This is a genomic window from Streptomyces sp. NBC_00466, assembly GCF_041433995.1.
Lineage (GTDB): Bacteria > Actinomycetota > Actinomycetes > Streptomycetales > Streptomycetaceae > Streptomyces.
In genome coordinates this window covers 163,853-187,567 of record NZ_CP107897.1, presented here as the reverse complement: position 1 = coordinate 187,567, position 23,715 = coordinate 163,853, and the positions used below count along the sequence as shown (strand labels likewise).

General features: G+C 68.3%; 28 protein-coding genes and 1 pseudogene. 15 read left to right on the top strand and 14 right to left on the bottom strand.

The genetic code is table 11. The annotated features are described in order from the left end of the window. Nucleotides 1-47: 47 nt before the first annotated feature. On the top strand, nucleotides 48-293 hold the full coding sequence (locus OG210_RS33565) for a hypothetical protein (protein WP_328335841.1): 246 nt from the start codon (nucleotides 48-50) through the stop codon (nucleotides 291-293). A gap of 79 nt (nucleotides 294-372) precedes the next feature. On the opposite strand, the gene OG210_RS33560 is transcribed toward OG210_RS33565, so the two are convergent. Next, nucleotides 373-1,233, bottom strand: coding sequence for an alpha/beta hydrolase (locus tag OG210_RS33560; RefSeq protein ID WP_331719907.1), 861 nt, complete (start codon nucleotides 1,231-1,233; stop codon nucleotides 373-375). A gap of 220 nt (nucleotides 1,234-1,453) precedes the next feature. Here OG210_RS33560 and OG210_RS33555 point away from each other — a divergent pair, with 220 nt between their 5' ends. Continuing rightward, entirely contained in the window at nucleotides 1,454-2,569 is a 1,116-nt protein-coding gene (locus OG210_RS33555; protein WP_331719806.1) for a hypothetical protein, read from the top strand. A gap of 60 nt (nucleotides 2,570-2,629) precedes the next feature. Here the strand turns inward: OG210_RS33555 and OG210_RS33550 are convergent, their stop codons facing one another. The 3 genes from OG210_RS33550 to OG210_RS33540 form a co-directional block, all read right to left on the bottom strand. Continuing rightward, a complete protein-coding gene (locus OG210_RS33550) occupies nucleotides 2,630-2,914 on the bottom strand; it encodes a hypothetical protein (RefSeq protein WP_331719805.1) in 285 nt (94 codons plus the stop codon). 769 nt (nucleotides 2,915-3,683) lie between these two features. Then, a complete protein-coding gene (locus OG210_RS33545; protein ID WP_328335843.1) occupies nucleotides 3,684-4,394 on the bottom strand; it encodes a hypothetical protein in 711 nt (236 codons plus the stop codon). 7 nt (nucleotides 4,395-4,401) lie between these two features. After that, nucleotides 4,402-6,192, bottom strand: a complete 1,791-nt coding sequence (locus OG210_RS33540; RefSeq protein WP_331719804.1) for an Hsp70 family protein — start codon at nucleotides 6,190-6,192, stop codon at nucleotides 4,402-4,404. Nucleotides 6,193-6,475: 283 nt separating this feature from the next. Between OG210_RS33540 and OG210_RS33535 the strand changes: the two genes are divergently transcribed. Continuing rightward, on the top strand, nucleotides 6,476-6,736 hold the full coding sequence (locus OG210_RS33535; RefSeq protein ID WP_328335845.1) for a hypothetical protein: 261 nt from the start codon (nucleotides 6,476-6,478) through the stop codon (nucleotides 6,734-6,736). A gap of 352 nt (nucleotides 6,737-7,088) precedes the next feature. Here OG210_RS33535 and OG210_RS33530 read toward each other — a convergent pair whose 3' ends face one another. From OG210_RS33530 to OG210_RS33500, 7 genes and pseudogenes are all read right to left on the bottom strand, one after another. Next, entirely contained in the window at nucleotides 7,089-7,334 is a 246-nt protein-coding gene (locus OG210_RS33530; RefSeq protein ID WP_328335846.1) for a type II toxin-antitoxin system RelE/ParE family toxin, read from the bottom strand. Next, entirely contained in the window at nucleotides 7,331-7,588 is a 258-nt protein-coding gene (locus OG210_RS33525; RefSeq protein WP_328335847.1) for a type II toxin-antitoxin system Phd/YefM family antitoxin, read from the bottom strand. Before OG210_RS33525 ends, OG210_RS33530 begins: the two co-directional genes overlap by 4 nt. Before the next feature lie 132 nt (nucleotides 7,589-7,720). After that, a complete protein-coding gene (locus tag OG210_RS33520; RefSeq protein ID WP_328335848.1) occupies nucleotides 7,721-7,894 on the bottom strand; it encodes a hypothetical protein in 174 nt (57 codons plus the stop codon). Between the two features lie 384 nt (nucleotides 7,895-8,278). Continuing rightward, on the bottom strand, nucleotides 8,279-9,034 hold the full coding sequence (locus tag OG210_RS33515) for a hypothetical protein (RefSeq protein ID WP_328335849.1): 756 nt from the start codon (nucleotides 9,032-9,034) through the stop codon (nucleotides 8,279-8,281). 443 nt (nucleotides 9,035-9,477) lie between these two features. Beyond that, the gene (locus tag OG210_RS33510) at nucleotides 9,478-10,167 is read right to left on the bottom strand and encodes an HNH endonuclease family protein (protein ID WP_331719802.1); all 690 of its coding nucleotides are present in this window, start codon (nucleotides 10,165-10,167) and stop codon (nucleotides 9,478-9,480) included. A 168-nt stretch (nucleotides 10,168-10,335) separates the two neighbouring features. Next, nucleotides 10,336-10,595 (bottom strand): annotated as a pseudogene (locus OG210_RS33505) (hypothetical protein); the annotation flags it as partial. Beyond that, complete coding sequence (locus OG210_RS33500; RefSeq protein ID WP_328335851.1) at nucleotides 10,591-11,925, bottom strand: hypothetical protein; 1,335 nt, start codon at nucleotides 11,923-11,925, stop codon at nucleotides 10,591-10,593. The pseudogene OG210_RS33505 and the gene OG210_RS33500, both read right to left, overlap by 5 nt. Nucleotides 11,926-12,299: 374 nt before the next feature. Between OG210_RS33500 and OG210_RS33495 the strand changes: the two genes are divergently transcribed. The 7 genes from OG210_RS33495 (at nucleotide 12,300) to OG210_RS33465 (ending at nucleotide 18,155) form a co-directional block, all read left to right on the top strand. Further along, nucleotides 12,300-13,562, top strand: a complete 1,263-nt coding sequence (locus OG210_RS33495; protein WP_328335852.1) for a TfuA domain-containing protein — start codon at nucleotides 12,300-12,302, stop codon at nucleotides 13,560-13,562. Further along, complete coding sequence (locus OG210_RS33490) at nucleotides 13,549-14,697, top strand: YcaO-like family protein (protein WP_328335853.1); 1,149 nt, start codon at nucleotides 13,549-13,551, stop codon at nucleotides 14,695-14,697. The genes OG210_RS33495 and OG210_RS33490 overlap by 14 nt, the downstream gene beginning before the upstream one ends. Continuing rightward, nucleotides 14,694-15,572 carry a class I SAM-dependent methyltransferase gene (locus OG210_RS33485; RefSeq protein ID WP_331719801.1) on the top strand — a complete coding sequence of 293 codons (879 nt, stop codon included), beginning with the start codon at nucleotides 14,694-14,696 and terminating at the stop codon, nucleotides 15,570-15,572. The genes OG210_RS33490 and OG210_RS33485 overlap by 4 nt, the downstream gene beginning before the upstream one ends. Next, the gene (locus OG210_RS33480; RefSeq protein ID WP_331719800.1) at nucleotides 15,569-16,582 is read left to right on the top strand and encodes an NAD(P)H-dependent glycerol-3-phosphate dehydrogenase; all 1,014 of its coding nucleotides are present in this window, start codon (nucleotides 15,569-15,571) and stop codon (nucleotides 16,580-16,582) included. Before OG210_RS33485 ends, OG210_RS33480 begins: the two co-directional genes overlap by 4 nt. Before the next feature lie 57 nt (nucleotides 16,583-16,639). Beyond that, nucleotides 16,640-16,999, top strand: a complete 360-nt coding sequence (locus OG210_RS33475) for a hypothetical protein (protein ID WP_328335856.1) — start codon at nucleotides 16,640-16,642, stop codon at nucleotides 16,997-16,999. Further along, nucleotides 16,983-17,840: a hypothetical protein gene (locus OG210_RS33470; protein WP_328335892.1), complete on the top strand. Its 858-nt coding sequence runs from the start codon at nucleotides 16,983-16,985 to the stop codon at nucleotides 17,838-17,840. Before OG210_RS33475 ends, OG210_RS33470 begins: the two co-directional genes overlap by 17 nt. Before the next feature lie 165 nt (nucleotides 17,841-18,005). Continuing rightward, nucleotides 18,006-18,155 (top strand): hypothetical protein, encoded by a 150-nt coding sequence (locus tag OG210_RS33465; protein ID WP_328335858.1) that lies wholly within the window; start codon nucleotides 18,006-18,008, stop codon nucleotides 18,153-18,155. 323 nt (nucleotides 18,156-18,478) lie between these two features. Here OG210_RS33465 and OG210_RS33460 read toward each other — a convergent pair whose 3' ends face one another. Then, the gene (locus OG210_RS33460; protein WP_328335859.1) at nucleotides 18,479-19,003 is read right to left on the bottom strand and encodes a hypothetical protein; all 525 of its coding nucleotides are present in this window, start codon (nucleotides 19,001-19,003) and stop codon (nucleotides 18,479-18,481) included. Between the two features lie 185 nt (nucleotides 19,004-19,188). Next, a complete protein-coding gene (locus OG210_RS33455; protein WP_328335860.1) occupies nucleotides 19,189-19,860 on the bottom strand; it encodes a hypothetical protein in 672 nt (223 codons plus the stop codon). Between the two features lie 191 nt (nucleotides 19,861-20,051). Here OG210_RS33455 and OG210_RS33450 point away from each other — a divergent pair, with 191 nt between their 5' ends. Together OG210_RS33450 and OG210_RS33445 are read left to right on the top strand one after the other, a co-directional pair. Next, complete coding sequence (locus tag OG210_RS33450; protein WP_328335861.1) at nucleotides 20,052-20,324, top strand: hypothetical protein; 273 nt, start codon at nucleotides 20,052-20,054, stop codon at nucleotides 20,322-20,324. Continuing rightward, nucleotides 20,321-20,539: a hypothetical protein gene (locus OG210_RS33445; RefSeq protein ID WP_328335862.1), complete on the top strand. Its 219-nt coding sequence runs from the start codon at nucleotides 20,321-20,323 to the stop codon at nucleotides 20,537-20,539. The genes OG210_RS33450 and OG210_RS33445 overlap by 4 nt, the downstream gene beginning before the upstream one ends. A 40-nt stretch (nucleotides 20,540-20,579) precedes the next feature. On the opposite strand, the gene OG210_RS33440 is transcribed toward OG210_RS33445, so the two are convergent. Next, nucleotides 20,580-21,476: a Ku protein gene (locus tag OG210_RS33440; RefSeq protein WP_328335863.1), complete on the bottom strand. Its 897-nt coding sequence runs from the start codon at nucleotides 21,474-21,476 to the stop codon at nucleotides 20,580-20,582. 432 nt (nucleotides 21,477-21,908) lie between these two features. On the opposite strand from OG210_RS33440, the gene OG210_RS33435 reads away from it, so the two are divergent. The 3 genes from OG210_RS33435 to OG210_RS33425 all read left to right on the top strand — a co-directional run bounded on the left by OG210_RS33435 (nucleotide 21,909) and on the right by OG210_RS33425 (nucleotide 23,613). Beyond that, nucleotides 21,909-22,202, top strand: coding sequence for a hypothetical protein (locus OG210_RS33435; RefSeq protein ID WP_328335864.1), 294 nt, complete (start codon nucleotides 21,909-21,911; stop codon nucleotides 22,200-22,202). A 50-nt stretch (nucleotides 22,203-22,252) separates the two neighbouring features. Continuing rightward, entirely contained in the window at nucleotides 22,253-22,582 is a 330-nt protein-coding gene (locus OG210_RS33430) for a hypothetical protein (protein WP_331719797.1), read from the top strand. A gap of 74 nt (nucleotides 22,583-22,656) precedes the next feature. Beyond that, nucleotides 22,657-23,613 carry an ATP-dependent DNA ligase gene (locus OG210_RS33425; protein WP_331719906.1) on the top strand — a complete coding sequence of 319 codons (957 nt, stop codon included), beginning with the start codon at nucleotides 22,657-22,659 and terminating at the stop codon, nucleotides 23,611-23,613. Nucleotides 23,614-23,715: the final 102 nt, after the last annotated feature.

Genomic DNA, 23,715 nt, shown 5'->3' with positions numbered 1-23,715 from the left:
ATGCGTCGTCCGCGTGGCCGTATCAGCTTGAAACGAACAGGTCCAAAGTGACTGCCCCCGACTCGCTCGGCATCCATATGCACGGCCCGCACGAGGCGGAACTCCTGGTCGTCCTCTACTGCGGCGGGTGGGCGGACATCGACTACATCGCGAGCCTGGACGACGCGGGCACGCTTCCTACGCCAGCAGTGAAGTCGGCAGGGGCTTTCGGCTCTCTGCTCGACACCTGCGTGACTCGTGTCTTCGGCCTCCCAGCTGGCGCCGAGCAGGAAGCGTTCTCAAACACGCCCTAGTTCGAGGACCATTTCGAGACCGGCCCTGCCGCAGTGCCGACAGCCGGGGATGAGGCTGGCCGGCAATCCGGTCGAAGCCCTATGAGCCCACCGTGGCTTGCACGAATCGCCGAAGGTGCGCACGCACGGTGTTGGGCTGCTCCAACCAGGGCTCGTGCCCAGCGTCTTCGACGCGGGTCAGCGGAAGATCGAGCCTGAGCGCGAGTGCTCCAAGGGCCGACACAGGACGGGGGTCGTCGGCCCCACCGAGGAGCTCCGCCTGCGCGGGCAGGCATGCGCGGAGCTCGGCAAGATGCTCATCGAGCGGGTCCGCGCGGCCTTCCTTGCCGAGCTCGCTGTTCATAGCCCAGTTGACGGGGCGACGCTGCCGGGCGCCCTGCGTGGCCCAGTGCCACCCGCGTTCGGGATCGGCGTGGTCGGTGAACCAGGCCAGTGTGAGCAGCTCGACTTCCTGCTCCTCCGTGCGGTGCGGCAACTCCTCCAATGCGTGGAGCCGCTCCTGCTGCGCTGCGGACATGCGGCGGCCTCGCTCCGCTCGGTCCCCGGTACGCCAATCACCGACGAACGGCCCGCACATCAGCAGCATCGCGGCAACCCGGTCCGGGTGCGTCAGGCAGAACCGGCTCGCCAGGTCAGTACCGTAGGAATGCCCGATCAGCACAGCTCTGGGCACGTCCCATGCGTCGAGCAACTCGACGAGATCGTCCACATGCCGGGCGAAGCAGTGGCGCCCCCGCCACGAGGATTGACCCGTGCCTCGCTGGTCGTACCGATACACAGGCGCGAGGTCCGCGACCATGGGGGCGACATCGCCCAGATAGTCCGGCAGACCCGGACCGCCATGCAGCATGACCACGGCCGGCCGCCGAGTCGTGTCCCCCAGCGCCATCCAACGTAATTGCGCCTCGTCGGTCATCGACGTGAGGCCCTGCGTCTCCATCAAGGTCACCGCGGAGAATCTACCGGTGCCACTGAGGCTCCGCCAAAGGTTAAAGAGCAAGCTCAGCCCGGATCGAGCAGCCGGGCAGCGCGCCGTACGAGGTGACGGACGCCCACGTCGACATCAGCGGTCACGGCTGCCGCATGGACTTCCTCAAGCTCATCTTGCCCGCCGACCGGCGGACCCTTCCCACCACGAACGAGACCACGGAGGCACAGGCATGACGGACACCACGACTGAGACCCCGGCGACCACCGAGAGGACCACCGCGGCGGTCCCGCAGCAGGAGCCGTACGTGCCGGAGGCTCTGGGGGCCACCCGGATCGCTGGGCTGCTCGGCCAGCACACCGGCCAGCCGGTCACCCCCGATGACGTCGCCGAACTCGTCGCCCAGGAGCACCTGGAGGTGGTCGACCACTACAAGGGGTGGCCGATGTACTCCACGGCGGCCGCGCGCGAGCTCGACACCGAGCTGGTGCACGCGGTCGTCGCCGAGCGGGTGGCGTGGGAGGCGGCGAGCCTGGCCCGGGACGCGGCCGCCGAACGGATCGGGTGGCACTGGAGCGACCTCGTGCGCATGGGCGAGGAGGGCCGCATCACCACCGGGCGCGGCGGCCGGTACCTCATCACCGACCTGGACACGATGGCCGCCGAGGCCGACGGCGAGCAGTACGTCACCGCGAAGTACGCCGCCACGGACGTGCTGGAGATCCGGGCGAGCGACTGGAAGTACGTGGAGGCCGCCGGATGGATCCGCCCGGCGCAGACCTACGAGAGGGAGGTCGGCCGCCACCGTACGGTAACGGTCTCGCTCTACCGGCTCGGCGACGTCCGCGCGCTCCTGGAGCTGCCCGGCGTCGACTGGGAGGCCGTCCGCGGCCTGACCAAGGGGACGCCGTCCCCGCTGCGGGAGTACGCCAAGCTCGCCCCGACCCGGGCCGCCGCCGTCCGGGCCTTCGCGCAGGGCCTCGCGGTCCGGACCGTGAGGCGTACGCGCGGCTGCTCAACCAGCTCGCGGAGCTCTACCCCGCCCCGGCCGACCGCTGATAAAGCCTGTCGGCCGCCGACACCGGCTCCAGCCACCGCAGCACCTCCATGCCGCCCTCCCCCTCGGACCAGCAGGAGATCGTCCACGCCTGGAAGCGGGCCTGAGTCCCGGGAAGCCCGGAAGGAGGGGCGTGAGCGCAATGGGCCGGGCTTCCCTCCCAGCCGTGCTGCCGGTGGTGAGCGAGCCGAACGACCAGGGCCTCGCGCGCCAGGCCCTGGTCGCGGTCCAGCCGCCGAGGAGCCGGCTCATGCAGCCCCGTCGCAGTTGCCAGGACCCACGGATACGTAAACCACAAGGGCGGTGGTGCCCGCCCGGTCGGCCACCTATCCACGGGTGCGGCTGATGAACTTACGCCAGCGCGGTCCGGCCGGTGTCGGTGATCTCGACAAGGTCGGGTCGCTCGCCGTTGGCCGGCTGCACGATACGGACGAGGTCGGCCTTCCACAGGGAGATGGAAGCCCTGTACAGGCCCAACTGGAGTTCGACCCACGCCTCCCGGTCCGGGTCATCGGCGGCGGCACTACGGGGGAAGTTCGGCGGGTGGATGCCGTGGAAGAAGTCCGACATGGCGACGGGTTCGGCCGCCAGCGAGATCAGGCGGAGAAGTTCGCATTCTTCCTGGTTCAGCGTCATGCCGGTGAGCGTAGAGGAGCCGGTCTCCCCGTTCTGCCATGGTCCCTGTCACGGCGTGGGCTGCGGCCCACCGCCAGTCCGGGGCGCGGCCCACCCACAGACCGTCCTGACGGGGCGATCGCGGCCCACCACGGGCCATGCCGTGGGCGGGGGAGCCTGATCGGGTTCTGGACCTCACGCCCTGACCGCGATCAGAGAGCGCTGTGGCGCTGCGGGAGACACCGTCCCCTGGCGGGGGCCACGGCCGGCGTCACCCACCAGGATCCGTATGCGAGGTGATGGTCCACGGCGTCTCCCGGCAGTTGCAGGCGCCCTGTTGACCCTATCCGGCGTGCGTCAGGCGCTCGCGGCCGCCAGTGCTACGGCAGCCGCGCGGGCCACGTATCAGGGCCTGATGCTCGGCCCCGAGGTTCTCGAAGACGGTGACCAACTGGGCCACTGCGAAGGGAATGCAGTCTTCGGCTGTTGGCTGCTGGGGTAGCCATCGGCGTCCTTCGTTCGGTGGGGCGGCGAGAGGTCGCTGCCCCGCGCGCGGTGACGCGCCGGTCGGTCGCGTCACCGCACCCAACGGCGGGCAGGCCGTCACGACACGGCCCAGCGGCACACGGCTGGGAGCCTCCGGTGTCAGGGGCCGGCCGACGCGTCGGCCCCGGCGGTGACCGCGGCGACCGACGTCGGGCCACCGGTCGGCGGACCCGCGCGAGCGGTGACGGCTGACCAGGGCCACGCGGTGCGCCCCCAGAGTAAGGGGAGCCGAGTGACCGTACTGCTACACGGTGTAGACGTACTGGCGGCCGTACACCCGGCCGTCGACTACGTAGGCCGGCGACATCGCGAAGGCGATGCGATCTGCTGGATCGCAGGCGGGCCAGACTTCCTGCTTCGAGGGCACGATCGCTGTTCCTACCTCGTGAGTGAAGTCCCATGTGTGCCGTAGACCGGCGCGGTGAATGCTGGTGGCCAGTTCAGAGCAGGTGCCGCGCAGGGACGTGACAGCTGCTTCGATGTGTCCGCCATCATTTTCGGGCAGGTGAAGTTTGCGCTGGATGGACCTGCCCGAGGGTGGGTCCGGGACGAAGAGCTGTTTGCTGAGCAAGCTGATCACGTACGGGATGCGTTCGCGCTCCGGCCGTTTCACGGCTCGCTGGCACTTGTCGGCGTAGCGGCGCGCGAAGTTGACGAAGTTCTGCTCTACCAGTGTCCGGGCCTGGCGGGAGAGTCTTTGGTGTTCGGTGTGCTGGGTTCCGGCGAGGTCGTCGCGGCTTTCGGTGCGGGCTGCGAGGAGGGCACCCAGCTGCCGCTCCAGGCGCTCCAGGCGCCGGCTCATGTGGGCGTGCTCCTCCCGGCCCGTATCAAGAGACCGTTCCAGCGCCTCTACGCGTTGCAAGGCCTCGTCCAGGAGGCCGTCCGAGCAATCGCACTCCGCCACCGGCGGCGCGGCTTCGACGCGGGGTTCTACGAACCTGATCAGGTCTCTCATGGGTCCCTCAGTAGTTGGAGTGGAACCGGATCTGTGTGGCCACCTCGTGGTCGCCGTTGACAAGTTCGGCGCGAACCTTGACTTCGGTCTCACCGAACTTCATGAACAGCCGCACTGCCCGGTCCCGTACGTCTTTGAAGCGCTGCACGGAAGAAAGGTCCACGGTGATGGTTGCGAGCTCGTCGCAGCCGTCGTCCGTGACGTAGCGCGGTTCAGGGTCGGGCGTGGCGTAGAGAGTGAAGTCAAGCTCAGTGGCGTCCAGCTCCAGGGGCCAGTACTGGTGTACGACCTCGGCTTCCGTGCTGATCGATTCGCCGGTCCTGGCGAAGGCCGAGAAGCGTTCCTGACAGGTCACCTCACCTCGCGTGGTCACATATCGCTTGGCCTCCGGGTCCACCCCCTCCTCGAACGGAAAGTTGCATTCTGTTCCGTAGGTGAACCGGCTCCGCCTCGCTCGGACCTGGGGGTCGTAGCAGAAGTGAACGGCACCGTTGAGTACCGCGGTCTCCGGGTTCGGGGGGACCATCACCTTGGCGCGGTCGCCGAACCGCTCCCTGACTGCCTGCTGGAGGTAGGGGGAGCTGCTGAAGCCGCCGACGAGGAGGATCACGTCGGGGTTCTTGTTGTCACCGCGGGTGGCGTCCATCTCCTGGAGCTGGGTTTCGATCAGGTCGAGCGTGCCGGGCACGACCGTGTCGAAGAGTGCGTGGATCTGGACCGGCGTGAGAACGATGTTGGTCGTGTTCTTCTTCGGCTGCCGTCGGGCGAGGTGGCGGCGGCCAGCTGCTCCCATCACGCGGTCGATCGCGACGGGGATCTGCAGATTGATGTCGTCGTCCTGGTCGAGCTTGACGGAGACCTTGGCTCGCTCCCACTGGTCAATCAGGTTGAGCAACGCGTCGGGGCACTTCTCCTTGATGTCGTTGAGCGCCGCCTCCCCGCCCAGGCACTCCGCCAGGTGGTCACGCTCGAAAGCCCGGTTGATGAAGTCGGAGCCGAAGCGGTCGCCGAGTGACTTCCCGATCTCGACCATCTTGCCGTCGGGGTCGATCTGGTACGCCGTGATGTCGACTGTGCCTCCGCCGCAGTCCACCACCATGAAGCGCGCTCCGGGTGACAAGAGGTCGCTGGCAGACCCGGTTCCGTCCCCGACCACGTGCACACCGGATACCCGGGCGAAGTGGGCGGCAGCTTCCGGCTCAAGCGACAGCAGGACCCGGCCGTCCTCCGCGGGCAGGCCGGCGTTCTTCCCCGCGTCCCGCAGCAGGGACTTCTGGTAGTCGGTGAAGCAGGCGGGGCAGGTCAGAGTCCAGCGGACGTCGTACTCGTCGTACCCGCTCGCCTTGATCTGCTCCAGCGTCGCGTTCACGACCTGGCGCAGGAGGGTCGTCATCAAGTGCAGGGTCACGCGGTCGGTGCGAGGACTCTCCTGCATGAGCGAGGAGGTCTCGGTGCTTCGCCCGTCTTGGGCCGTGACACCGGGTGCCGCAGCCTCGTCCTGGACTCCCAGATCCATCTTGAAGCCGTGGTGATAGTGGGCGCCCTGAGCGCTGAGCTCGGCCCCCCGGGTGAGCCAGAGCAGCCGGGCCTGGTAGCCCCATGCGATCAGCTCGTCGTCGGCGTTCAGGAGGAGGGCCGAGAGGTTTTTCGCGGTCGGATCGGGCTGCGCTTCCCACTGGTTGCCCAGATGGATCGTTCGGCCTGCTGGGTCGTCGTTGGCTGCCGAGATGACAGCCCAGCCGCCGCCGATGGCGTGGGTGCCGACGTCGATGGCCGCAACAACGCGTGGTGTGAGCAATGGTCTTCCGTTCGTGCGGACGAGAGGCTGAGCTGTACGGGCACAACTGTGGTCCGTCACTGTGCTGTTCAGCCGCACAGCGCCTCGTCGTCGATTCGCTGGTTGACGGACCAAGATGTCGCAGACCAGGGCAGTCGACTCAAGCGCCGAAGGCGCGCCGCACGCCTCTGGTCACCCGCACGGAGTAGGAGGCTGTGCAACATTGCACAGGAGGTGTGCAATGTTGAGCAGCTCTGAGCGCCGCTCCTCTGAGCGGCCCTGTCCACCCTCTAATCTGCCCCGCATGGACACGAGCGGGAGGCACGCCTCCCAACTTCGCATCCCGCAGGCGATCGAGACGACCGCCAGCGCGTATCTGCGGCCGGAGCGCTGCGAGACGGATGTACGAGAACGACTCACTGCCTACCGGAACGCGGTCGCCACACGTGACGACCTCGTGCTCGAAGCCAAGGATCTCGGGCTGAGCGAGGTGGAGATCTCCCAGCTGTCCGGACACTCACGGAACACGGTCCGCACCATTCTCCGACGCAAAAAAGCAGGCTGAACACGCAGCCGGAGTGGATGCAGCGGCCCTGCGGCCGTTGGGCGACTCCATCAGCGCGGGTCGCTGAGTTCGCACCGAGCATGGACACGGCCCTTCATACAGCCAACCATGCTCGGGCTTGGGCTGGGAGCTGAAGCGCTCGCTCTGCACTGCTTCATCGTGCGACACGTGCTGGCGAACGAATGGCTGGCGGAGACGGGCTCCGTGCTCTGGACATTGCGCCCAGGGCAAGCTGCACAGGCCCCAGGGCATCACCTTGCCCAAAGCACGGAGCCCGGCGGTCGCCCGACGACCTGCGGCGGTGGTACCGGCCTCAGGATCGTCGGCCCGGCAGCAGCGGGAGAGGCTGCCGTCAGCGCAGACGGCCGAGATGGATAACGCTGACGCGGACCTGCTGGTCGTTGATCTCGTACATCACGCGGTAGATGCCGACGTGGATGCGCAGCACGTCGGTGCTGCCGAACGCGCCCTCAGGTCTGGGCTCTTCGCCGAGGCGGTCGACGGCGGCGAACACCTGACGGACTCCGTGGGGATCGTCTTTGGCGAAGCGCTCGGCCTGAGCGAGTGCCTCGGGCTCCCAGATGACTTCGTAGCTCACGCCTCATCGCCGAACACGCGGCGGTAGGCCTCGTCATGCGGAACGCCGACGCTCTCGCCGCGGGCCTGGCGGGCGCGGTAGGCGGCGAGCGCGCGCATCTCCTGCAGCTCTAGGGCGTCGGCGGGACTGACCAGTATGGCGATGGTGTGGCCGTGGTCGGTGATGGCAGCCGGTTCGCGGGTGGCGCTGACCTCGCGGGCGATGGCGCCCAGCCGCGCGCGGGCTTCCACGATCGAGTACGTCGTCTCCGTCATGCTCACCAGTGTACAAAAGTGTGCACTAGGGGGTAGGGCTTCGGCAGCGTCCCGCGGACCGACGGGCCGCGACCGCGGCTGCGGCTGCGGCTTTGTCATTCGCACGGAACTCGACCGCAGCGCCGACGCGGGCTACACAGAGAAGGCCGGGTGCAGCGTCCACGGCACTCCTGCGCGGACGGTCGCGGTCTGGTGGGAGGCCCGGTGGTTGCTGACGAACATCCTGCTCGCGGTCAGCTTCCGCTTCCGGCTGCGTCGGTTACGGATGCCCGAAGCAGTGGATGAGAAGTCCACCGTGGTCGTCATGCCAGATTCCGGTCAGTTGCCGAGCAAGGCAACGACGATGGGATCGGGAGAGCGTCATGGGCACGAGGCCCCCAGAGCTGTGACGGCTGGCCGGGGGCCTCATGAATGCGTCCCCGGAAGGGGAGCCGGGCCCACCCTTCACCGACAGTGTGCTCATGCTCGGCACCGACACCAGAACCCGAACCCCAGTCCACGCGAACGAGCAGACATCTGCCTGGCCGGGCGGGACACGAACCGCAGTGGCTCGACGGCATCGCCGCGGATACTCCAGATCGCCATCGGACGTTGCCCCAACGTGGAGTCCCCTGCGCGATGAAGAGCTCTGGCCAGAACCCGGTGATATCCATTTCGTTGTCTGTGACCCGATACACCGGGCGGTCGGCCCTAGCCGACCAGTTCCCCCGCAAGCTGCGGCCTGGGCTGCCGTGGCTCAGCCGTCATTTCCTGCTGAGCTGTTGGCTGCCGAGCAAGGGGCAGCCCAGTTGGCAGCTCCTGACGGCAGCAAGGGCATTGAGGCGTTTTCTCTGGATCGACGCGATAAGGGCCCAGGGTAACCAGACGCGCTTCAATCTCCTGCTGTTCTTTCTTTACCAGAGCTGCAACCAGAGCAGTATGCAGCTTGGTCACTACATCCTTCCGTAGCTGCTTCCGATGCTCTTCCAGTCCCACCCTCCACCACGCCACATCGGAGGGATCAAACGTTGTGCGGCAGCGTTTATTGACAATCTCCACAACCCTGCACAGGTTGACTCGAATGTCTTCCTGCTGGCGGCAACCGTGCCAAAAAGCCTCCAGCACCTGCTCCTCATCGGGGGGACAGTAGGCGCGGTAATCGACTCCGTCCATCGTGCCCGCGTATACATCGACGATGTGGCTCTGAAGCCAGGCTTCCTCAGGAGTTGGATGAAGGCGGGCGCCTGCGTGTGTCTGCCTTTTCTCGAAGCGCAGCAGGTCAACGTCATGCATCTTTTCAGCGACGCGCCGAATGTTATAGATGTCGCTTTTTGACGGGCGGCTATATCCATATACCCGAATGGCCAGGGACCGCCAAGTCATCCAGACCGGATAGGGCTCGGAGGTTCGAGCCGACTCCAAAACATTTCTGATGCGGTCACGGACCGGCGCCGTCTTTGTAGTCACGGATACAGATGCTACTAGCTCAATCGGCAGACGACACGCATGCCGTGTCCAGGTAAATTTACGCCAGCCCCCGTCGCATTCTTGGACTATTTGATATTCACATCGATACCCTAAATGAGTTGCGGAAGCGAGCGTCTGATGAGTCTCAAGCGACTGCCTTCTACGGCAGGGCGAGCAGGGGTCATCAGTACCTCGCCCACCCCGAGAGGCACGATACGAATCCAGGGAAGTTCACTGACCTTGCGGGAATGGACGGGCCAGCTCGACAGCGCAGGCGGGGCCACGTGAAGTACTCACGGGCCAATTCGAGCGCTCAGTCTCATGAGGGCCTGCGCACCGAGCCCGCCACCGCTGCTCCCCCCGTTCATACTCACCGCGACGGGCCGGGCTGCGGTGCTGAGTGCCCGTCCGCCGACGGGCACTCAGCACCCGCGGGTGGAGAACTAGGGGAGGGCGGTCTCGTACTCGACGTTCGTGTGTCCACAGCCGGACGCGATGTGCTCCAGTGCGGTGCGCTCGGCGCTGTCGATGCTCAGGCCCCAGCGGAGTTTCGTGGAGGTCCAGTCGGAGGCGTACTGGCAGCGGGCATCGGCCAGTGGCGGCAGCCAGTCGGTGACGTCCTGGTCGCTCTTGGACCGGTTGGCCTTCGCGCTGACGGCCACCAGGCTGCGGGGGGCGTCGAGGTCATTGGCGTACGCCTGGCGTCGGGCGGCCGTCCAGTTTGAGGCGCCGGAGTCCCAGGCTTCGGCGAGGGGGACCATGTGGTCGATGTCGAGGCCGCCGGGGGCAGCGACGGTCACTCCGTCGTAGTACGAGTACCAGGTGCCCGAGGCGATCTTGCAGCCCGCTTCGATGACCGGTTTCGTGCGGGACTCGGCGATCAGGACTTCGGCCCTCGTGTTGCAGCCGTTGTGGTCGGCGTCGACCCAGTGCTTGAACTTCGTCCGCTCGTACCCCTCACGGTGCTCGGGAGCTACAGGCAGGTCGGCGATCCCGTCGCTGAGCGACATGGTCACCGCAGCGGGCACAGCATGAGGGAGGGGGAGGCTGGCGGCCGGTGCGGGCGCGGCGGCCGCGAGGGGCAGGGAAAGAAGGCCAGCGGCCGCGAGGCCGCGCATCAGGTTCTTGATCACGCACCGTTGATATCGGCTGCGGAGGGGCCGGGTTGGGCCTACCGCACGGTGATCACTCGTCCGTGGAAAGGTCGTATTTGCTGCTCAAGAAACGGCTGCCACCCGTAACGGCTCGCGTGGTGCGGCCTCGTGGTCCGTGATGTTGCAGCAGGGTGGTCGGAGTAAAGCTCATGCCAGGGTGACGTGCATGCCGCCCTCGGCCAGGACGTTGAGGACTTCGGAGAACAGGTCGTAGGGTCGGCCGTCTGCTTCAAGGGTCTGGGACAGGTACGCGCGGGCGGTCTTGGCGTTCTGCCCCAGCAGGGTGGCAGGTGCGGTGTAGCCGATGGTGCCCGCAGGCAGTCGTCCGGGGCGGTGAGGCAGCCGCCGAAGTAGCCGCCCGGCCGGTTCACCGCCTCGGTGAGCGCCAGGTAGGGGCCCGCTTCATCCGGCGAGGATGTCGCGCAGCTCGCGCACCGCGCTCTGCTTGTGGTCGCGGGCGGGGATCGAGTGGTAGAGGTCCAGCACGCGGTGTCGTACGAGTCCGGTGCGGTAAGGACGCGGCAGTGCAGTCAGGGTGGCGGCAGCGCGTCGGCATGCCTGCTCGGGGTCGCCGTCGTAGCGGAGGCAGGCGGCCGCGTCGATGGTGAGCAGGGAGCGTGTCATGGTGCTGGTCGGCGCGGACAGTTCCAGGGCCCGTTGCTGGCTTTCGCGGGCGCGGGCGGTGTCGCCGAGCGTGGTGAAGGCGTGGGAGAGGTGTACGTGGTGCTTCTGCTCGCCGTGGGTCAGCCAGGTGTCGGCGCGGGCGGACGCGTTGAGCCGCTCCATGAGGTTGTCTGCGGCTGTGAGCGCTTGGCGGGCTTGTTCTGGCTGGTGGGACAGGGCATAGGCGCGGGCGGCGACGGCGGCGGCCAGAGTTGCTGCGGCTGTCGGGCGGTTGCCCGCGGTCTGGCGGGCGTGTTCGGCGAGGAGCGCGGCGGCCTGCGGGGCACCGTAGTTGAGCGGGACCATCGCTTCGCGGGCGAGTACCCAGGCGCGCAGTTGCTGGTCGCCGGATTCCTTGGCCGCTGTGGAGGCGGTGGCGAACCATTTTCGGGCTTCTCTGCGGGCGCCGAGGTCGTGGAGCACGATCGCGGTCATCCCTGCCATTTGTCCGGCCGCGCGGCACACGCGGATGCGCGTGGAAGCCGGTTGAGGGCTGTCGAGGTGAGGGCGGAGGCCGGCGAAGTCGTTCGCGAGGTCGGCCAGGAATCTGGTCGGGGGTTGGCCGTGGTAGCCGTAGCTGTACGCTTCGGCGGCCGCTTCGAGGTCGGACAGGTCAGCCGGGGCGGTATCGGCTGCGAGGGCGAGATCCACCGATTGGCGGGTGTCGGTCAGGGCTGTGAGGGCCGTTGCGGTGAGGCCGGCGGCGAGTGTGCCGCGCAGCATTTGGCGGCGGTCCATGGGGTCGTCTCCTTCGTCGGGCTCCGGGTGCGGTCTGGGGGAGCTGTGTTCCCAGGGTCGCGCAGCCAGGCCTAGAAGGGCGCCGGGAATGCGAAGTGCGTCGGCGACGCGCTCGATGGTGTCGAGCGCGGTGACCGTTGCTTCACCGCGGGCGACTTTGGAGATCCGGTCGGCCTTCATGCCGCACGATTCACCGATCCGGTAGAAGCTGATCCCGTTCGCGTGCGCCATGGCGAAGACCGTCGTGAAGTCACGGCTCTGGGCGGCTTGGACGAATTTCGGGTCGTCCAGCACACGGCGCGGAATCTGGGCTGGTGACGGACGTAAGTCGTCCACAAGTCCCCCCTTGGTACTCGTAGCGTGACGGATCGCCCGCCCGGACGATACCCCCACGGTGGGGGCCCGTGGCGGGCTTATCAGCGGTTGCTGTCGCGGCTTCACTGCGGATGTCGAGGCGTGCCGATCGGCCGCTGACTCCCTTCTGCAGGAGGTACCTCATGGTGTCCAAGTCCGCTATCGCCGCCGCCAGCGTTTCAGCGCCGGCGGAGGAGACCGAAGAGATCACCCGGGCCGTGGTCGTCGCCGTCGACGTCGAGGACGAGGAGTAGTCCCCGTTCGTCTTCGCGTCCTGATCCGGGCGTCTCTTGCGTCTCGTCGCTCTCGCGCGGGCCGGGAGGGGCGCCCTCCTGGCCGGGCTCTGGAGGTCCGTTGTGATTCACGTGTTCGTCGGGCCGACGCTGTCCCCGCCCGAGCCGCAACTGCTCGCGCCGGGCCTATGCGTATGGCCTCCCGCCCAGCACGGGTCCCTGTTCGAGACCGCGATCGGTGACAGCGACACCGTGGTGATCGTCGACGGGGTGTATCACCAGGCGCCGGCGCTGCGCCACAAGGAGATCCTGGCCGCGATGGGCCGGGGTGTTCGGGTGGTGGGTGCGGCGAGTATCGGTGCGCTGCGGGCGGCGGAGCTGGCGCCGTACGGGATGCTCGGAGTCGGCGCGATCTATGCCGCCTACTGCCGGGGGGAGTTGTGGGGCGACGACGAGGTCGCGGTCGGCCAGGCCCCGGACGGTGAGCGGGGCTCCCTGACCTGGCCGTTGGTCAACCTCCGGCATGTCCTGGAGCTCGCACGGGTGGCAGGGGTCCTCAAGGCCGAGAATGCCGCACCTGTGTTGGCGGCGTTGCGCGCGGTCTTCTACCCGCAGCGCACGACGGCCGCGGTGCGGGCCGTCTGTCACCGACAGGGCGAGAGCAGGTTCGCCCAGTGGCTGACCGAACAGTGCGAACAGGACCGGCACTTCGGAGACCTGAAGCGTGCGGATGCCCTCGCGGCGGTGCGCATGGCCCTCGGTGGCCTGCCTGCGGGCTCTGATGCCCAGGTGCTGCCTTGGATGTGGGAGACGACGTACTTCCGGCGCTGGTCCAACGCCTTTGCCCGCGAGGAGGTGGACGGCCTGGAGCTGCGGACCGAGGACCGTGTGGTGTACCAGCAGGTGTTCGACCCGGCGTTTCGCCAGACGTGGGCTGCCTACCTCAAGCACCGCTCGCTCGCCCCCACCTGCGGGCCCAGCCTGCCGCTGGAGGTGCGCCTGGCCCAGGCCACCGGGGGAGCCCTGCCGGCCGACCGGGTGTTCCATCCGGCGGTCGACCTGCGGGACAAGGCGACGGTGGCTCTGCTGCTGGCGGGGGAGACCGGCCTGGACCGGCAGTCGGTCGCCCGGTACGCCCAAGCTCTCGTACGGGCCGGCCGCAGCCGGCCAGGGTTCTCGTCCGGGGCAGTACGGGAGGACCTCACCCGCCGGCTTCTGCTGCGCGTGTGGCAGTGCCCCGAGCAGTCCTTCGACGCGGAATCGTCCGCCCGCGGACTGGTCTGCGGTGCACGAGCCGTCCAGGCGGCCAAGCCCCTCGTACCGGGGCTCATCGAGGAGATCAACGAGACGACCGAGCTAATGGAGGCGGCCCGTGACGGGCATTGACGACACGATGGTGCTGTCCGGGACGGTGCGCGCCCGTGCCCCGGAAGAGACGTGGGAGGCGTTGGCCGGGCATCTGCCGGACTACGGCATCACGCGCGTGGCCGACCTGACCGGCCTGGACTGTATCGGGCTGCCGGTCTGGGCTGCGATCCGGCCCGCGTCACGGACTCTGAGCACGTCTCAGGGCAAGGGCGCCACCGACCTGCTGGCGAAACTGTCGGCGGTCATGGAGGCGATCGAGCTGTGGCACGTCGAGCAGATACTGCCCGTCCAAGCCCGCGGCCCGGCCGCCGAAGTGGCCCCGGACTGCCCCCTGGCCGGGCTGCCGCTCACCGTCCCGTATCCCGGGCCGACCCTGGCCCGGATGGTGTGGGAGTGGACGCAGGCCACCAGCCTTCTGGGGGGCGAGAAGGTACTGCTGCCGGTCGACCTGGTCCGCCGCCGGGCCCAGCGACCCGAGTGGAGTCCGGATCTGCTGCGGGCGACCAGCACCGGCTTGGCGTGCGGCAACAGCCGGGACGAAGCGCTGCTGCACGCACTGTTCGAGGTGGTGGAGCGGGACGTGCTCTACCGGGACGGACAGTCCGGTGGGAGCAGCCGCACCCTCATCGAGCCCCGCACGATCGATGACCCTCACGCCCGGGACGTGATCGGCCGTCTCTTGGCTGCGGGCATGTCGCTGGAGATCGCGCTGGTGGACGGCCCGTACGGGCTGCCGGTGTGTCTCGCGTTTGTGTGGTCCGAGGACTACCCGGCCGTCTTCGCCGGCGGCGGTTGCCACAGCATTGCGGGGATCGCACTGACCCGGGCGCTGACCGAGGCGGCGCAGTCGAGGCTGACCGCCATCGCCGGTACCCGCGACGACCTCCCCAGCGATCCCAGCAGCTTCGACATCCCACCCTTGAGCCCGGAGCAGCCCACACCGCTCACACCGTGGCCCCGGGCAACAGACCAATTCGATGCGGCCGGCGGCGGTTTCACCGACCAGACCAAGGACGCGGCGCGGCGGATCGAACGGGTCACCGGACACGAGCCGGTGGTCCTGGACCTGTCCGCCCCGGACAGTGCGGTCCATGCCGTGCAGGTCGTCTGCCCCGGAACCCGGTCACGGATCAGGAGATCGATGCCCCGATGAACCCCACCTTCACTGTGCCACCCGAGCCCGGCACACAGCGCTCCGCCCAGTACGACGCCTTCCACACCGCCCGCACCCGCACCGATCTGGTCTCCCGCCTCTACGCCGCGGCGATGGGCGACAACTACCCGGTCGAGGTCGCGGCCTCCAGCTCCTGCGACTGGCCGCTGCTGGGGCTGCTGACCGCGCGGCTGCGGATGCACCCAGGCCAGCGCCTCGTCGACGCCGGGTGCGGGACCGGCGGCGTCGGCCTGTGGCTGGCCCGCGCACTCGCCCTGCGGCTGGAGGGCTTTGACCTCTCCCCGGTCGCCGTCGCCCAGGCCACCAGCCGCCGCCCACACTTCCTCAGCAACACCGCCCGAGCTGTATTCCGCCAGGCCGAGCTGGAGAAGACCGGACTGCCGGACGCAAGCGCCCACGGCGTCGTGTGCGTGGACGCCCTGGGCCGGGCACACGACCGGGACACGGCGGTTCGCGAGCTCGGACGGACCCTGGCACCAGGCGGCAGGCTCCTCCTGACCCGTTCACTGCGGCATGGCGCCGAACCGGGCTGGGAGAAACAGGCCCGTGCTGCCGGCCTCACGGTGGAGCATGTGGACGAGCGGCCCGCCGAACCGGCAATGTGGGAGCGGCTCTACCAGCTGTGGATCGACCACGCCCATGAACTGCGGCGCGAGCTGGGCGAGGAGCAGGCTCAGCACATGCTGAACGAGGCGCACCAGGTGCTGCCCACGCTCCCCGGCCGACGCGCTGTCCTGCTGACCCTGTTCCGTCCCCCAGGGGCTCCGGCCGGGCCAGATCCGGTCGATAGGATGATCCGGCCCAGCCGCCGCCTCGGTGACGGCCCCGCACCCACCGAGAGGGACCCGCAGTGAGCGAGCACCGTACTGTCCGCGCGGGCGTGTTTTCGGCCGGGTCCTGGGGTACCGCCGTCGCGAAGATCCTCGGCGACGCCGGAGGCGATGTCGTCTTGCACGCCCGCCGCGCCGAGGTCGCGGACGCGATCAACACCCGGCACCGCAACCCGGCGTACTGGCCGGACATCGACCTGCCGGCGTCCCTGACCGCAACTACGGATCCGGCGGCGGCGCTGGCGGGCGCGGACTACCTGGTGCTGTCCATCCCGGCACAGTCGCTGCGGGACAACCTCGCCCAGTGGGCCCCGCACATCGAATCGCGAACCGTCATCGTGTCGTTGATGAAGGGGATCGAGGTCGGCAGCGGCCGGCGGGCGAGCGAGATCATCGCCGAGGTGACCGGTGTCAGCGCCGACCGGATCGTGGTGCTGTCGGGACCGAACCTCGCCGCCGAGATCATGACCGGGCAGCCCGCCGCGGCCACCGTGGCCTGCCCCGACGACACTGTTGCCCGCCGGTTCCAGGCCGCCAGCCACACGTCCTACTTCCGCCCGTACACGAGTACCGACGTGATCGGCTGCGAGCTGGGCGGAGCAGTGAAGAACGTGATCGCTCTCGCGGTCGGAATCGCCGCGGGCATGGGGCTCGGCGACAATGCGTCAGCCCTGCTGATCACCCGGGGCCTCGCGGAGACCACCCGGCTGGCCACGGCCATGGGCGCAGACCCCGCCACGCTCGCCGGCCTGTCGGGGCTGGGCGACCTGGTGGCCACCTGCACTTCACCGCTGTCTCGGAACAGGACCTTCGGAACCCACCTCGGCCAGGGCATGAGCGTGACCGAGGCCGCCGCCGCGACCCGGCAGACCACTGAGGGCGTCAAGACCGCAGGGGCGCTCCTCGACCTCGCCCGCGCCCACGACATCACCATGCCGATCACCGAAGTGATGTACGCGCTGCTGCACGAGAACGTCACGCTCGCCGAAGCCGCCGCCGCGCTGATGCAGCGGCCCCCCAAGCCCGAGCGCTGACCGGCGCCCCCACGGGCGCACCACCACCTTCACCTCCCGTTCCCGGAGGCCCCTTTCATGCACGCTTCATTGGTGCTGCCCGCTGCCCAAATCGCTGTCACCACAGCCCTGGTGGCAGCGATGATCAGCGCGTTCACCCCCTTGCCCGGCCGCTGGTTCCGCTGGCGGATGTTCTGCCGGGGGACGTTCACGATCATCTCGCTCACCGGCACCAAGGGCGGCCGCACCGAGCCGGTGAACATCTACTCCTACCTCTCCCCGGGGAGCTTCCTCGTCGGGCCTCCCCAGCTCCAGGCGATCGTCACCTACCTGACCGACTCCGGCCGCTACGACCGGATCGACGGGCACGGCCGAGTCCTGTCGGCCCACGGCGAGCACCCAGTCGAGGTGAAGGACAGCCATGTTCTGGTTCTTTGACGCCCTCACCTCCGGGTTCCAGCACCCCACCGACCCCGGGCGCCTCCAGCAGTTCCGCATCGTGTTCGGCACGGTCTGCACTGCGCGATTCGCCCTCTCCACCGGCCAGGGCGGCTGGGACCGGTTCGTCCCCAGCTCCATCAGCACACACCTGGCCGAGCAGCGCTTCGGCCCCGCCCGGGCCACCCTCCTCGCCAGCATCTACCGGCCCGTTCTGATCGTCCGCACGGCCGCCGCCATCACCCTGGCCGCCGGCCTGACCCCCCGTCTGTCGCTCCTGCTGGTCCTGGCAGGGATCGCTATGGAACTGCTCTATCTCAAGAGCCCCAACGCCGTCCGCTACACCCTGCTGACCGGCGGGAGCCTGCTGGCCGGGGGAGACCTTGGCCACGGATTCGCCATCGAGCACACTCCGAGCACCACCAACACCTGGCCCCTGTGCCTCCTCGTACTGATCACCACCAACATCTACTGGGGCAGCGCCTGGCAGAAGATCCATTCGCCGCAGTTCCGCAGCGGCCTCTACCTCGCCCAGTGGATACACACCTACACACAGATCAAGGACCAGCTCCCCTACCGGCGACAACACGCCATCCCCGGCTTCGTGCAACGCCACATCGGCAACCTCACCGCCCGCGACATCCGCCTCTGGCGCCTCGTCGCGGCCGCCACCATCACCGCGGAGACCCTGCTGCCTCCCGCGCTCCTCATTCCGCAGACGACGCCGTACGCCGTCGCCGCCGGCATCGCGATGCACGCCGCATTCAGCTGCCTGAAACCGCGCCAGCTCATCACCTTCTCCGGCATCACAGTCGGCACTTACCTGGCATTCGCGGCCTGACGGGCCACTTTCCACCAGGGCCGGAAGCAACCGGAATATCCGTCTCACCCACCGCGGGAGCTCACGTTCCTTCGCGACGGACAGGTGCACCGTCGGGGCCGCCAGAAGCAGCTCCGGCCATGATGAGAGTCTGAGCCTCCTAATGGAGCGGCGACGGGGAGACTGATGGGGGCGTTCGTGCACTGGGGCAATATCAATGTCTGGGTCAGGCGCGTCGTGGTGGCCCCCCGTTCGTCGGCGGTACTGCTGCTCAAAGCCGTGCACATCGACATCACCGCCGACCTGGCGCCTCCCACACCGGTGAACAACCGTTGATGCGAGTCGTGAATAAAGCCAGTCGTATGGGCCTGTCCCGTCTCACTCAATAGTCTGATCCCGTCGTGAGTGAGGCCCCACCGAGATGTCCTCTCAGTCGCCACGGGTCGGCTCCGGCCTTTTATCTCGGCGAACCGGGTCGATCTGTCTCATCCAACTCAGTCCACGCAGGTCACCGTCATGCGGACGACTAGCTGCGTTGAGACAGGACAGGGCCCCAAACATCGCAGCGACAGCCACTCAAGTCGCAGCGGAAGCCGGCCCGCCGGAGGGCGGACCGCCTGCCCGGCCGTGCGGCCACCGGTGAGGGGGCGGTCACAAGGTCAGCCGATTCCGGTTACCTGGAGTGCTGTTGTCCAGTTGGTCTTGATTGCGCTGCGGGCGGCGGCAAGAGTGACCGTGCCGTTGCAGACGGCGTTCTTCAGCTTCGTCTCGGTGCCGTCCTTGGTGTGGGCGGTCTTCGTGCCCGCGTATGGCTCGGGCCACAGGTTCTTCGGGTCGCGCGGGGCTCCGCCGAGTTCGAGCGGCACCAGGTGATCTTCCTCGTAGGAGGTCATGCTGGTGTCCGCGTAGCCGTAGTCGATGATCCCCTGCGCTTTCAAGGGGTTGGTGTACGAGGTGGGCGGGCGGACCGTCGCGGTCCATCCGGACACGCAGATCGTGGAGTTGATCGTCGACTGGGTGACGTCCGGGTTGTAGGCGCCGGGTGTGCACGAGGGGTCGGACAGCGGCAGGTAGGACTGGGAGCAGGTCGAGGCGTGGGCGGCGGTGCCGGTGGCGAGGATGAGGCCGGCAGCGGTCATCCCGACGGCAGTGGTGGTGGCGGTGAGGCGGCGCATCGGTCGCATGGGGGGTCTCCCGCAGGTTCGGCCCGGAGACGGGTGTTCCGGGTGCCTGACGGTATGACACCACCAGCCAGGTCTATGCGGGTAGACCCAGACAGTGAACAATTCATGGATGTCCGACCTCGACTGCGGGACACGCGACCGTTGCCCGTACACCCGGGCGAGACCGGCCACAAGCGCGCGAGTGGTCAGCTGAGATTGAGGGTGCTGAGTGCGGTGGTCCAGTCGGTGACGATCGCGCGCTGCGCGGCGGCAAGGGTGACCTTGTCGGCGCAGACCGCGGTGTGCAGCTTCGTCTCCACCGGGTCCTTCTTGTTGTTCACCCCGGTGCCGTTCTTGTGGTCTGGGTCTGCTGGTTCCACCCACAGGTTCCGGGGGTCGTTGGGGTCGCCTCCGAGCTGAAGGCTGATCAGGTGGTCGTACTCGGCATCGCCCATGCGGCCGGTGAAGCCGTACGAGGCGGCGTTGAGTTTCTTCTCCTTGCCGGTGACGTAGGTGGAGGGGCGGATGCCGGACGTGTAGCCGCCCTTTCGGCAGATCGTTGACTTCAGGTTCGCCTGGGTGACGGCTGGGGAGATCGCGCCGGGAGTGCACTTCGGATCCTCCAGCGGCTCGCCCTTCTCGTACCGGTACGTGCAGCTGCCGGCCGCGGGCTGCTGCTGCACCGTGTAGTGCTTCTGCGGGCCGGCGCCGATGGGGATCGACCGCCCGGACGACCCGCCTGCTGCTTTTCCGGACGGGCCCGCCGCCGGACTCCCGCTCCCGGAGCTGGCCGGTCCGCCGGGTGAATCGGTGGAACAGCCCGCCAGCAGCAGGCAGGCGAGCAGCACCGGCGGCGCGGCACGATGGGCAGAGTGCATGAGGATCCCTCATCGGTGGACAGCAGACGAGCAGATGCTGCCCTACCGCGCGCACGCCCATACCGCGCGGGGCACGGCGCGAAGGCGCACAGACTTCGCGAAGCCGGGTGCGGTTGCGGACATATAGATCCCGGCGGCGGCCTCAGGGCGGCGGCAGTTGGCGCCCGTGAGTCGCCCGTGGTGGTGGCGACATGCCGAGAAAATCGAACATGTGCTCTACTGCGGTGATGGAGTCCTTCCCCAATGAACTGGTGCAGGCGCAGCGTGAGTGGTCTCGTACGTATGCGGAGCTGTCCGTTCCCCGCCCACGGAATCCCACAGCGCTGCGGCGGCGTCTGCTGCGGCTGTCCCTGTGGATCGAGCAGCACCCCTTCTTTCTTACGGGCCCTGGGCGGTCGCCGGCAGCCCGCTTCGAGCTGCGCCGCCTGGTCCGCGAGACGGAGCGAAGGGCGGATGTGTCGTGAGGGATCGTCCGCCGAGTGAGCGGCAGGTTCAGATCCGGCGCGCAATCGCGGCGTGGATCGCCGAGCACGGTGAGGGGCCGTCCATACAGCAGCTGGGCAAGCAGGTCGGACTGTCCAGTACAGGGTCGGTCGCGTATCAGCTGAAGCAGATGGAGAAGCTCGGCATGATCAGTCGCAGTGGGCGGCGCTGGCGCACCGTCCGGCTCGGCCGCTGAGCCGCACCACGGACATCGAGCAAGGGGCGTGGCCCTGGTGTCAGGCGCTTTTCGCCTTGCGGGCGGCTGATTTCTTCGCTGTCTTCTTGGCCGTGGTCTTATTCGGGCTAGTCTTTTTCGCAGGGGCGTGCTTGATGTCGTGGACAGTCGCATCCTCGCCGCGGGTGTCCCGCGCGGCGCTGACAGAGGCGTTCAGTGCCTCCATGAGGTCCACGACGCTCGTGGCCTGCGACGTCTCTTCGACAGGCTCCGGCGTGCGATGCTCGGCCTTGGCAGCGATCAGCTCCTGGACCGCTTCTTCGTAGCGGTCGGTGAATGAGCTGATGTCTTCCCGGGCCATGGTCTCCATGAGCTGCACGGCCGCGTCGATCTCGTCGTCGCTCACGTCCGCATCGGGAGCGGTACCGACGTCCTCGGGCTGGCGGATCTCGTCCGGCCACTTCATCGAGTGCAGAACGATGACGTCATCAACGACCCGCAGCATGCCCAGGCGCTCCCGCCCGTGCCACGCAAATTTCGCGATGCCCACCTTCTCCGAGCGTTCCAAGGCCTGGCGCAGGAGCGTGTAGGGCTTGGCGGCGACCCCGCCTTTCGCCGCGAGGTAGTAGCCGTCCATGATCCGGATCGGGTCGATGCTGTCAGCCGGCACGAAAGCCGCGATTTCGATGGCCTGCGCTGTGGGCAGAGGCATCTGGTCCAGTTCCTCGTCGGTGATTGGCACGAGCTGGTCCCGTGCCACCTCGTAGGCCTTCCCGATGTCGTACGGGCCGAGGACCTCGCCGTCGAGGGAGCAGACCTTTTCGTAGCGGACCCGGCCCATGTCTTCCTGGTGGTACTGGTGGAACGCGGTCCGGTGATCCTCCGTTGCGGACATAACGGAAACAGGGATCGTAACTAGTCCAAAACTCACCGCTCCGGTCCAGATGGGACGGGGCATCGCAAACCTCCACGCCGGGCCCCGAGACATCCAGCGTACGAACGATCGCTGGAGCAGGCACCCGGGTGCTCCCGCGCGGCCGGGGCAGCTTCGCGGCCGCGGGCCTCACGAGCCGTAGGCTCCGCGGCACAGGGCTGCCACCTCGGCACTCATCACTCCGGCGGCTTTCCGGCACAGCGGGCGCATGTTGTAGCGGGGCGGGGACGGGTGGCGGGTCTGCGGCCGCCGGTGTGGTGCGCTGCGGTGATAACGGCGGTAGGCCTTCTTGGGAGCGGGTGCAGGCCACAAGCGGTGGATGCGGGGCGCAGCGGGTACGTACGCCGTAGTCCGATGGCGGTGAACGTGGCCAGCTGATGGCACCCGGTGAGCCCCGTGAACGTTTCGGTGGGTGTGCTTCTTCTTGGCCTTTGCGTGCTTGGAGTCCGTCGGCTTGTGGGTTGCGGCCTCGACGCGGGCGAGGGTGGAGCGGCCCTGTGGCTGGTGTACGTCCGGCTGTACCCGGGCAGTCAGCGGCACCTCAGCGGCCGCCGGCGGGCGGTCCTGTCCGGCTGGGCGTGGGGCAGCCGGTACGGAGACGCACCCGGATGCCGCGAGCAGCGCGGCCAGGACAAGAAGGAGGGGACGGCGGGAGATCACCCGCCCACCGTGGCGTACGGGGCGCCGACGCTGCTGGCGCCGCGCGTGATCACCACCGGACCGAGTGACCTTCCGACCACGTCCAGGTGATCATCCAAGATGCACCGTGACCTGCGGGATCCGGTGAGGGTTGGCCGCCCATGAACAAAATGATCAGTGCGGTCACTACCGCTGCCGCCTTGGCCTGCGCCGTCCTTGCCTTCTCCGCGCCCACCGCTTCTGCCGTACCGGCCCGCGCTCAGCGTTGCGCCACCATCGAGGTCACCGGTCACGCCGTGCCGGTAACGCGGGGCCAGGGCGGTCCGGTCGTACGGCGCCTGGCTCACGGGAAGCACTACACGTCGTGCCTGATCGAGCGTGGGAACACCACCCTGCACGCCTGCGGCAGCACGTTCACCGATTACTACATCGTCCCCGCCGCCGGCGGCCGCGGGGGCATCATCCCCCTCAGTTGCGCCCGGGTGGCCTGACCTCAGCCCGCTCGCAGCGCGTCCGAGCTCCGCGTAGACATGACCGTGTGGACCTGACCCCTCCGTTCCAGCCGATGCTGGCCCGCCCCGTCGAGACGATGCCCGACGGTCGTGATCTTCAGCTCGACGCCAAGTGGGACGGCTACCGGGTGATCGTGTTCGCCCGGCCCGGTGCGCCGTATCTCCAGGCCCGCAGGGGTTCGGATCTGGGTGCCGCCTTCCCCGAGATCACACGGGAGGTCGCTCTGCTCGCTGAGCGCGGCACCGTGGTATTTGACGCCGAGCTGGTCGTCTACGAGGGCGGCCGACTGGACTTCGGATTGCTGCAGTCCCGGGCTCGGCGCCGGGGACGCGCAGCGGCAGAAGCAGCCCGGCACAATCCGGCTCAAGTTGTCGTCTTCGACGTGCTGCAGATCGGCGACGAAGTGCTTCTCCAGCGTTCTCTGCGGGAACGCAGGGCACTTCTGAAAGACCTGTTCACGCACCGGGCGCTCGGGCCGCCGTGGACACTGTGTCCGGCCACCACAGATCCCCAGCTGGCGCGCGAGTGGCTGAGTCCCGCCTGGGCCGCGGTCGGAGTGGAAGGCATCGTCGGGAAGCCCCTGGCGGGGGTATATCGGCCCGGAGCCAGGGGCTGGGTGAAGCTGCGGTCGCGGGCGAGTGCCGACGCGGTGGTCGGGGCGGTCACCGGTCCGCTGATGTCGCCGACCAGCGTGCTGCTGGGCCGCTATGACCAGCACGGCAAACTGCGGCTGGTCGCCCGCAGTACCCCCTTGCCTGCTGCGCTGCGCCGGGAGCTGGGCGTTGTCCTCGCAGCGGCGGGGCCTGATCACCCGTGGAGCGCCGTGACGTTTTCTGCGGGCTGGGGGACCCAGGCGGTGCTGGAGCACCGCTGCGTGCGCCCAGCGACTGTCGTTGAGTTCGAGGGGGACTCTGCAGTTGACTCCGGCAGGTACCGGCATCCGGTGAGAATCCGGCGCGTGCGAGAAGACCTGACCGCTGACGAGGTGCGCGGCTTCGGCGGACAGTGAATCAGTCGCACCGCGGCCACGCGGCAACCGCTGTTTCACGCCGATCGGCCTGTGGCCCGCCGCCCTTCTCACGCCCTGAGTGCCGGCGGTCGCCACTGCTAC

Coding starts and splice junctions, on each gene's coding strand:
- OG210_RS33560 (WP_331719907.1), bottom strand. CDS start 1,233: ATGGAGACGCAGGGCCTCACGTCGATGACCGACGAGGCGCAATTACGT.
- OG210_RS33555 (WP_331719806.1), top strand. CDS start 1,454: ATGACGGACACCACGACTGAGACCCCGGCGACCACCGAGAGGACCACC.
- OG210_RS33550 (WP_331719805.1), bottom strand. CDS start 2,914: ATGACGCTGAACCAGGAAGAATGCGAACTTCTCCGCCTGATCTCGCTG.
- OG210_RS33545 (WP_328335843.1), bottom strand. CDS start 4,394: ATGAGAGACCTGATCAGGTTCGTAGAACCCCGCGTCGAAGCCGCGCCG.
- OG210_RS33535 (WP_328335845.1), top strand. CDS start 6,476: ATGGACACGAGCGGGAGGCACGCCTCCCAACTTCGCATCCCGCAGGCG.
- OG210_RS33525 (WP_328335847.1), bottom strand. CDS start 7,588: ATGACGGAGACGACGTACTCGATCGTGGAAGCCCGCGCGCGGCTGGGC.
- OG210_RS33520 (WP_328335848.1), bottom strand. CDS start 7,894: ATGACGACCACGGTGGACTTCTCATCCACTGCTTCGGGCATCCGTAAC.
- OG210_RS33485 (WP_331719801.1), top strand. CDS start 14,694: ATGAACCCCACCTTCACTGTGCCACCCGAGCCCGGCACACAGCGCTCC.
- OG210_RS33475 (WP_328335856.1), top strand. CDS start 16,640: ATGCACGCTTCATTGGTGCTGCCCGCTGCCCAAATCGCTGTCACCACA.
- OG210_RS33470 (WP_328335892.1), top strand. CDS start 16,983: ATGTTCTGGTTCTTTGACGCCCTCACCTCCGGGTTCCAGCACCCCACC.
- OG210_RS33465 (WP_328335858.1), top strand. CDS start 18,006: ATGGGGGCGTTCGTGCACTGGGGCAATATCAATGTCTGGGTCAGGCGC.
- OG210_RS33460 (WP_328335859.1), bottom strand. CDS start 19,003: ATGCGACCGATGCGCCGCCTCACCGCCACCACCACTGCCGTCGGGATG.
- OG210_RS33455 (WP_328335860.1), bottom strand. CDS start 19,860: ATGCACTCTGCCCATCGTGCCGCGCCGCCGGTGCTGCTCGCCTGCCTG.
- OG210_RS33450 (WP_328335861.1), top strand. CDS start 20,052: ATGCCGAGAAAATCGAACATGTGCTCTACTGCGGTGATGGAGTCCTTC.
- OG210_RS33440 (WP_328335863.1), bottom strand. CDS start 21,476: ATGCCCCGTCCCATCTGGACCGGAGCGGTGAGTTTTGGACTAGTTACG.
- OG210_RS33430 (WP_331719797.1), top strand. CDS start 22,253: ATGAACAAAATGATCAGTGCGGTCACTACCGCTGCCGCCTTGGCCTGC.
- OG210_RS33425 (WP_331719906.1), top strand. CDS start 22,657: ATGCTGGCCCGCCCCGTCGAGACGATGCCCGACGGTCGTGATCTTCAG.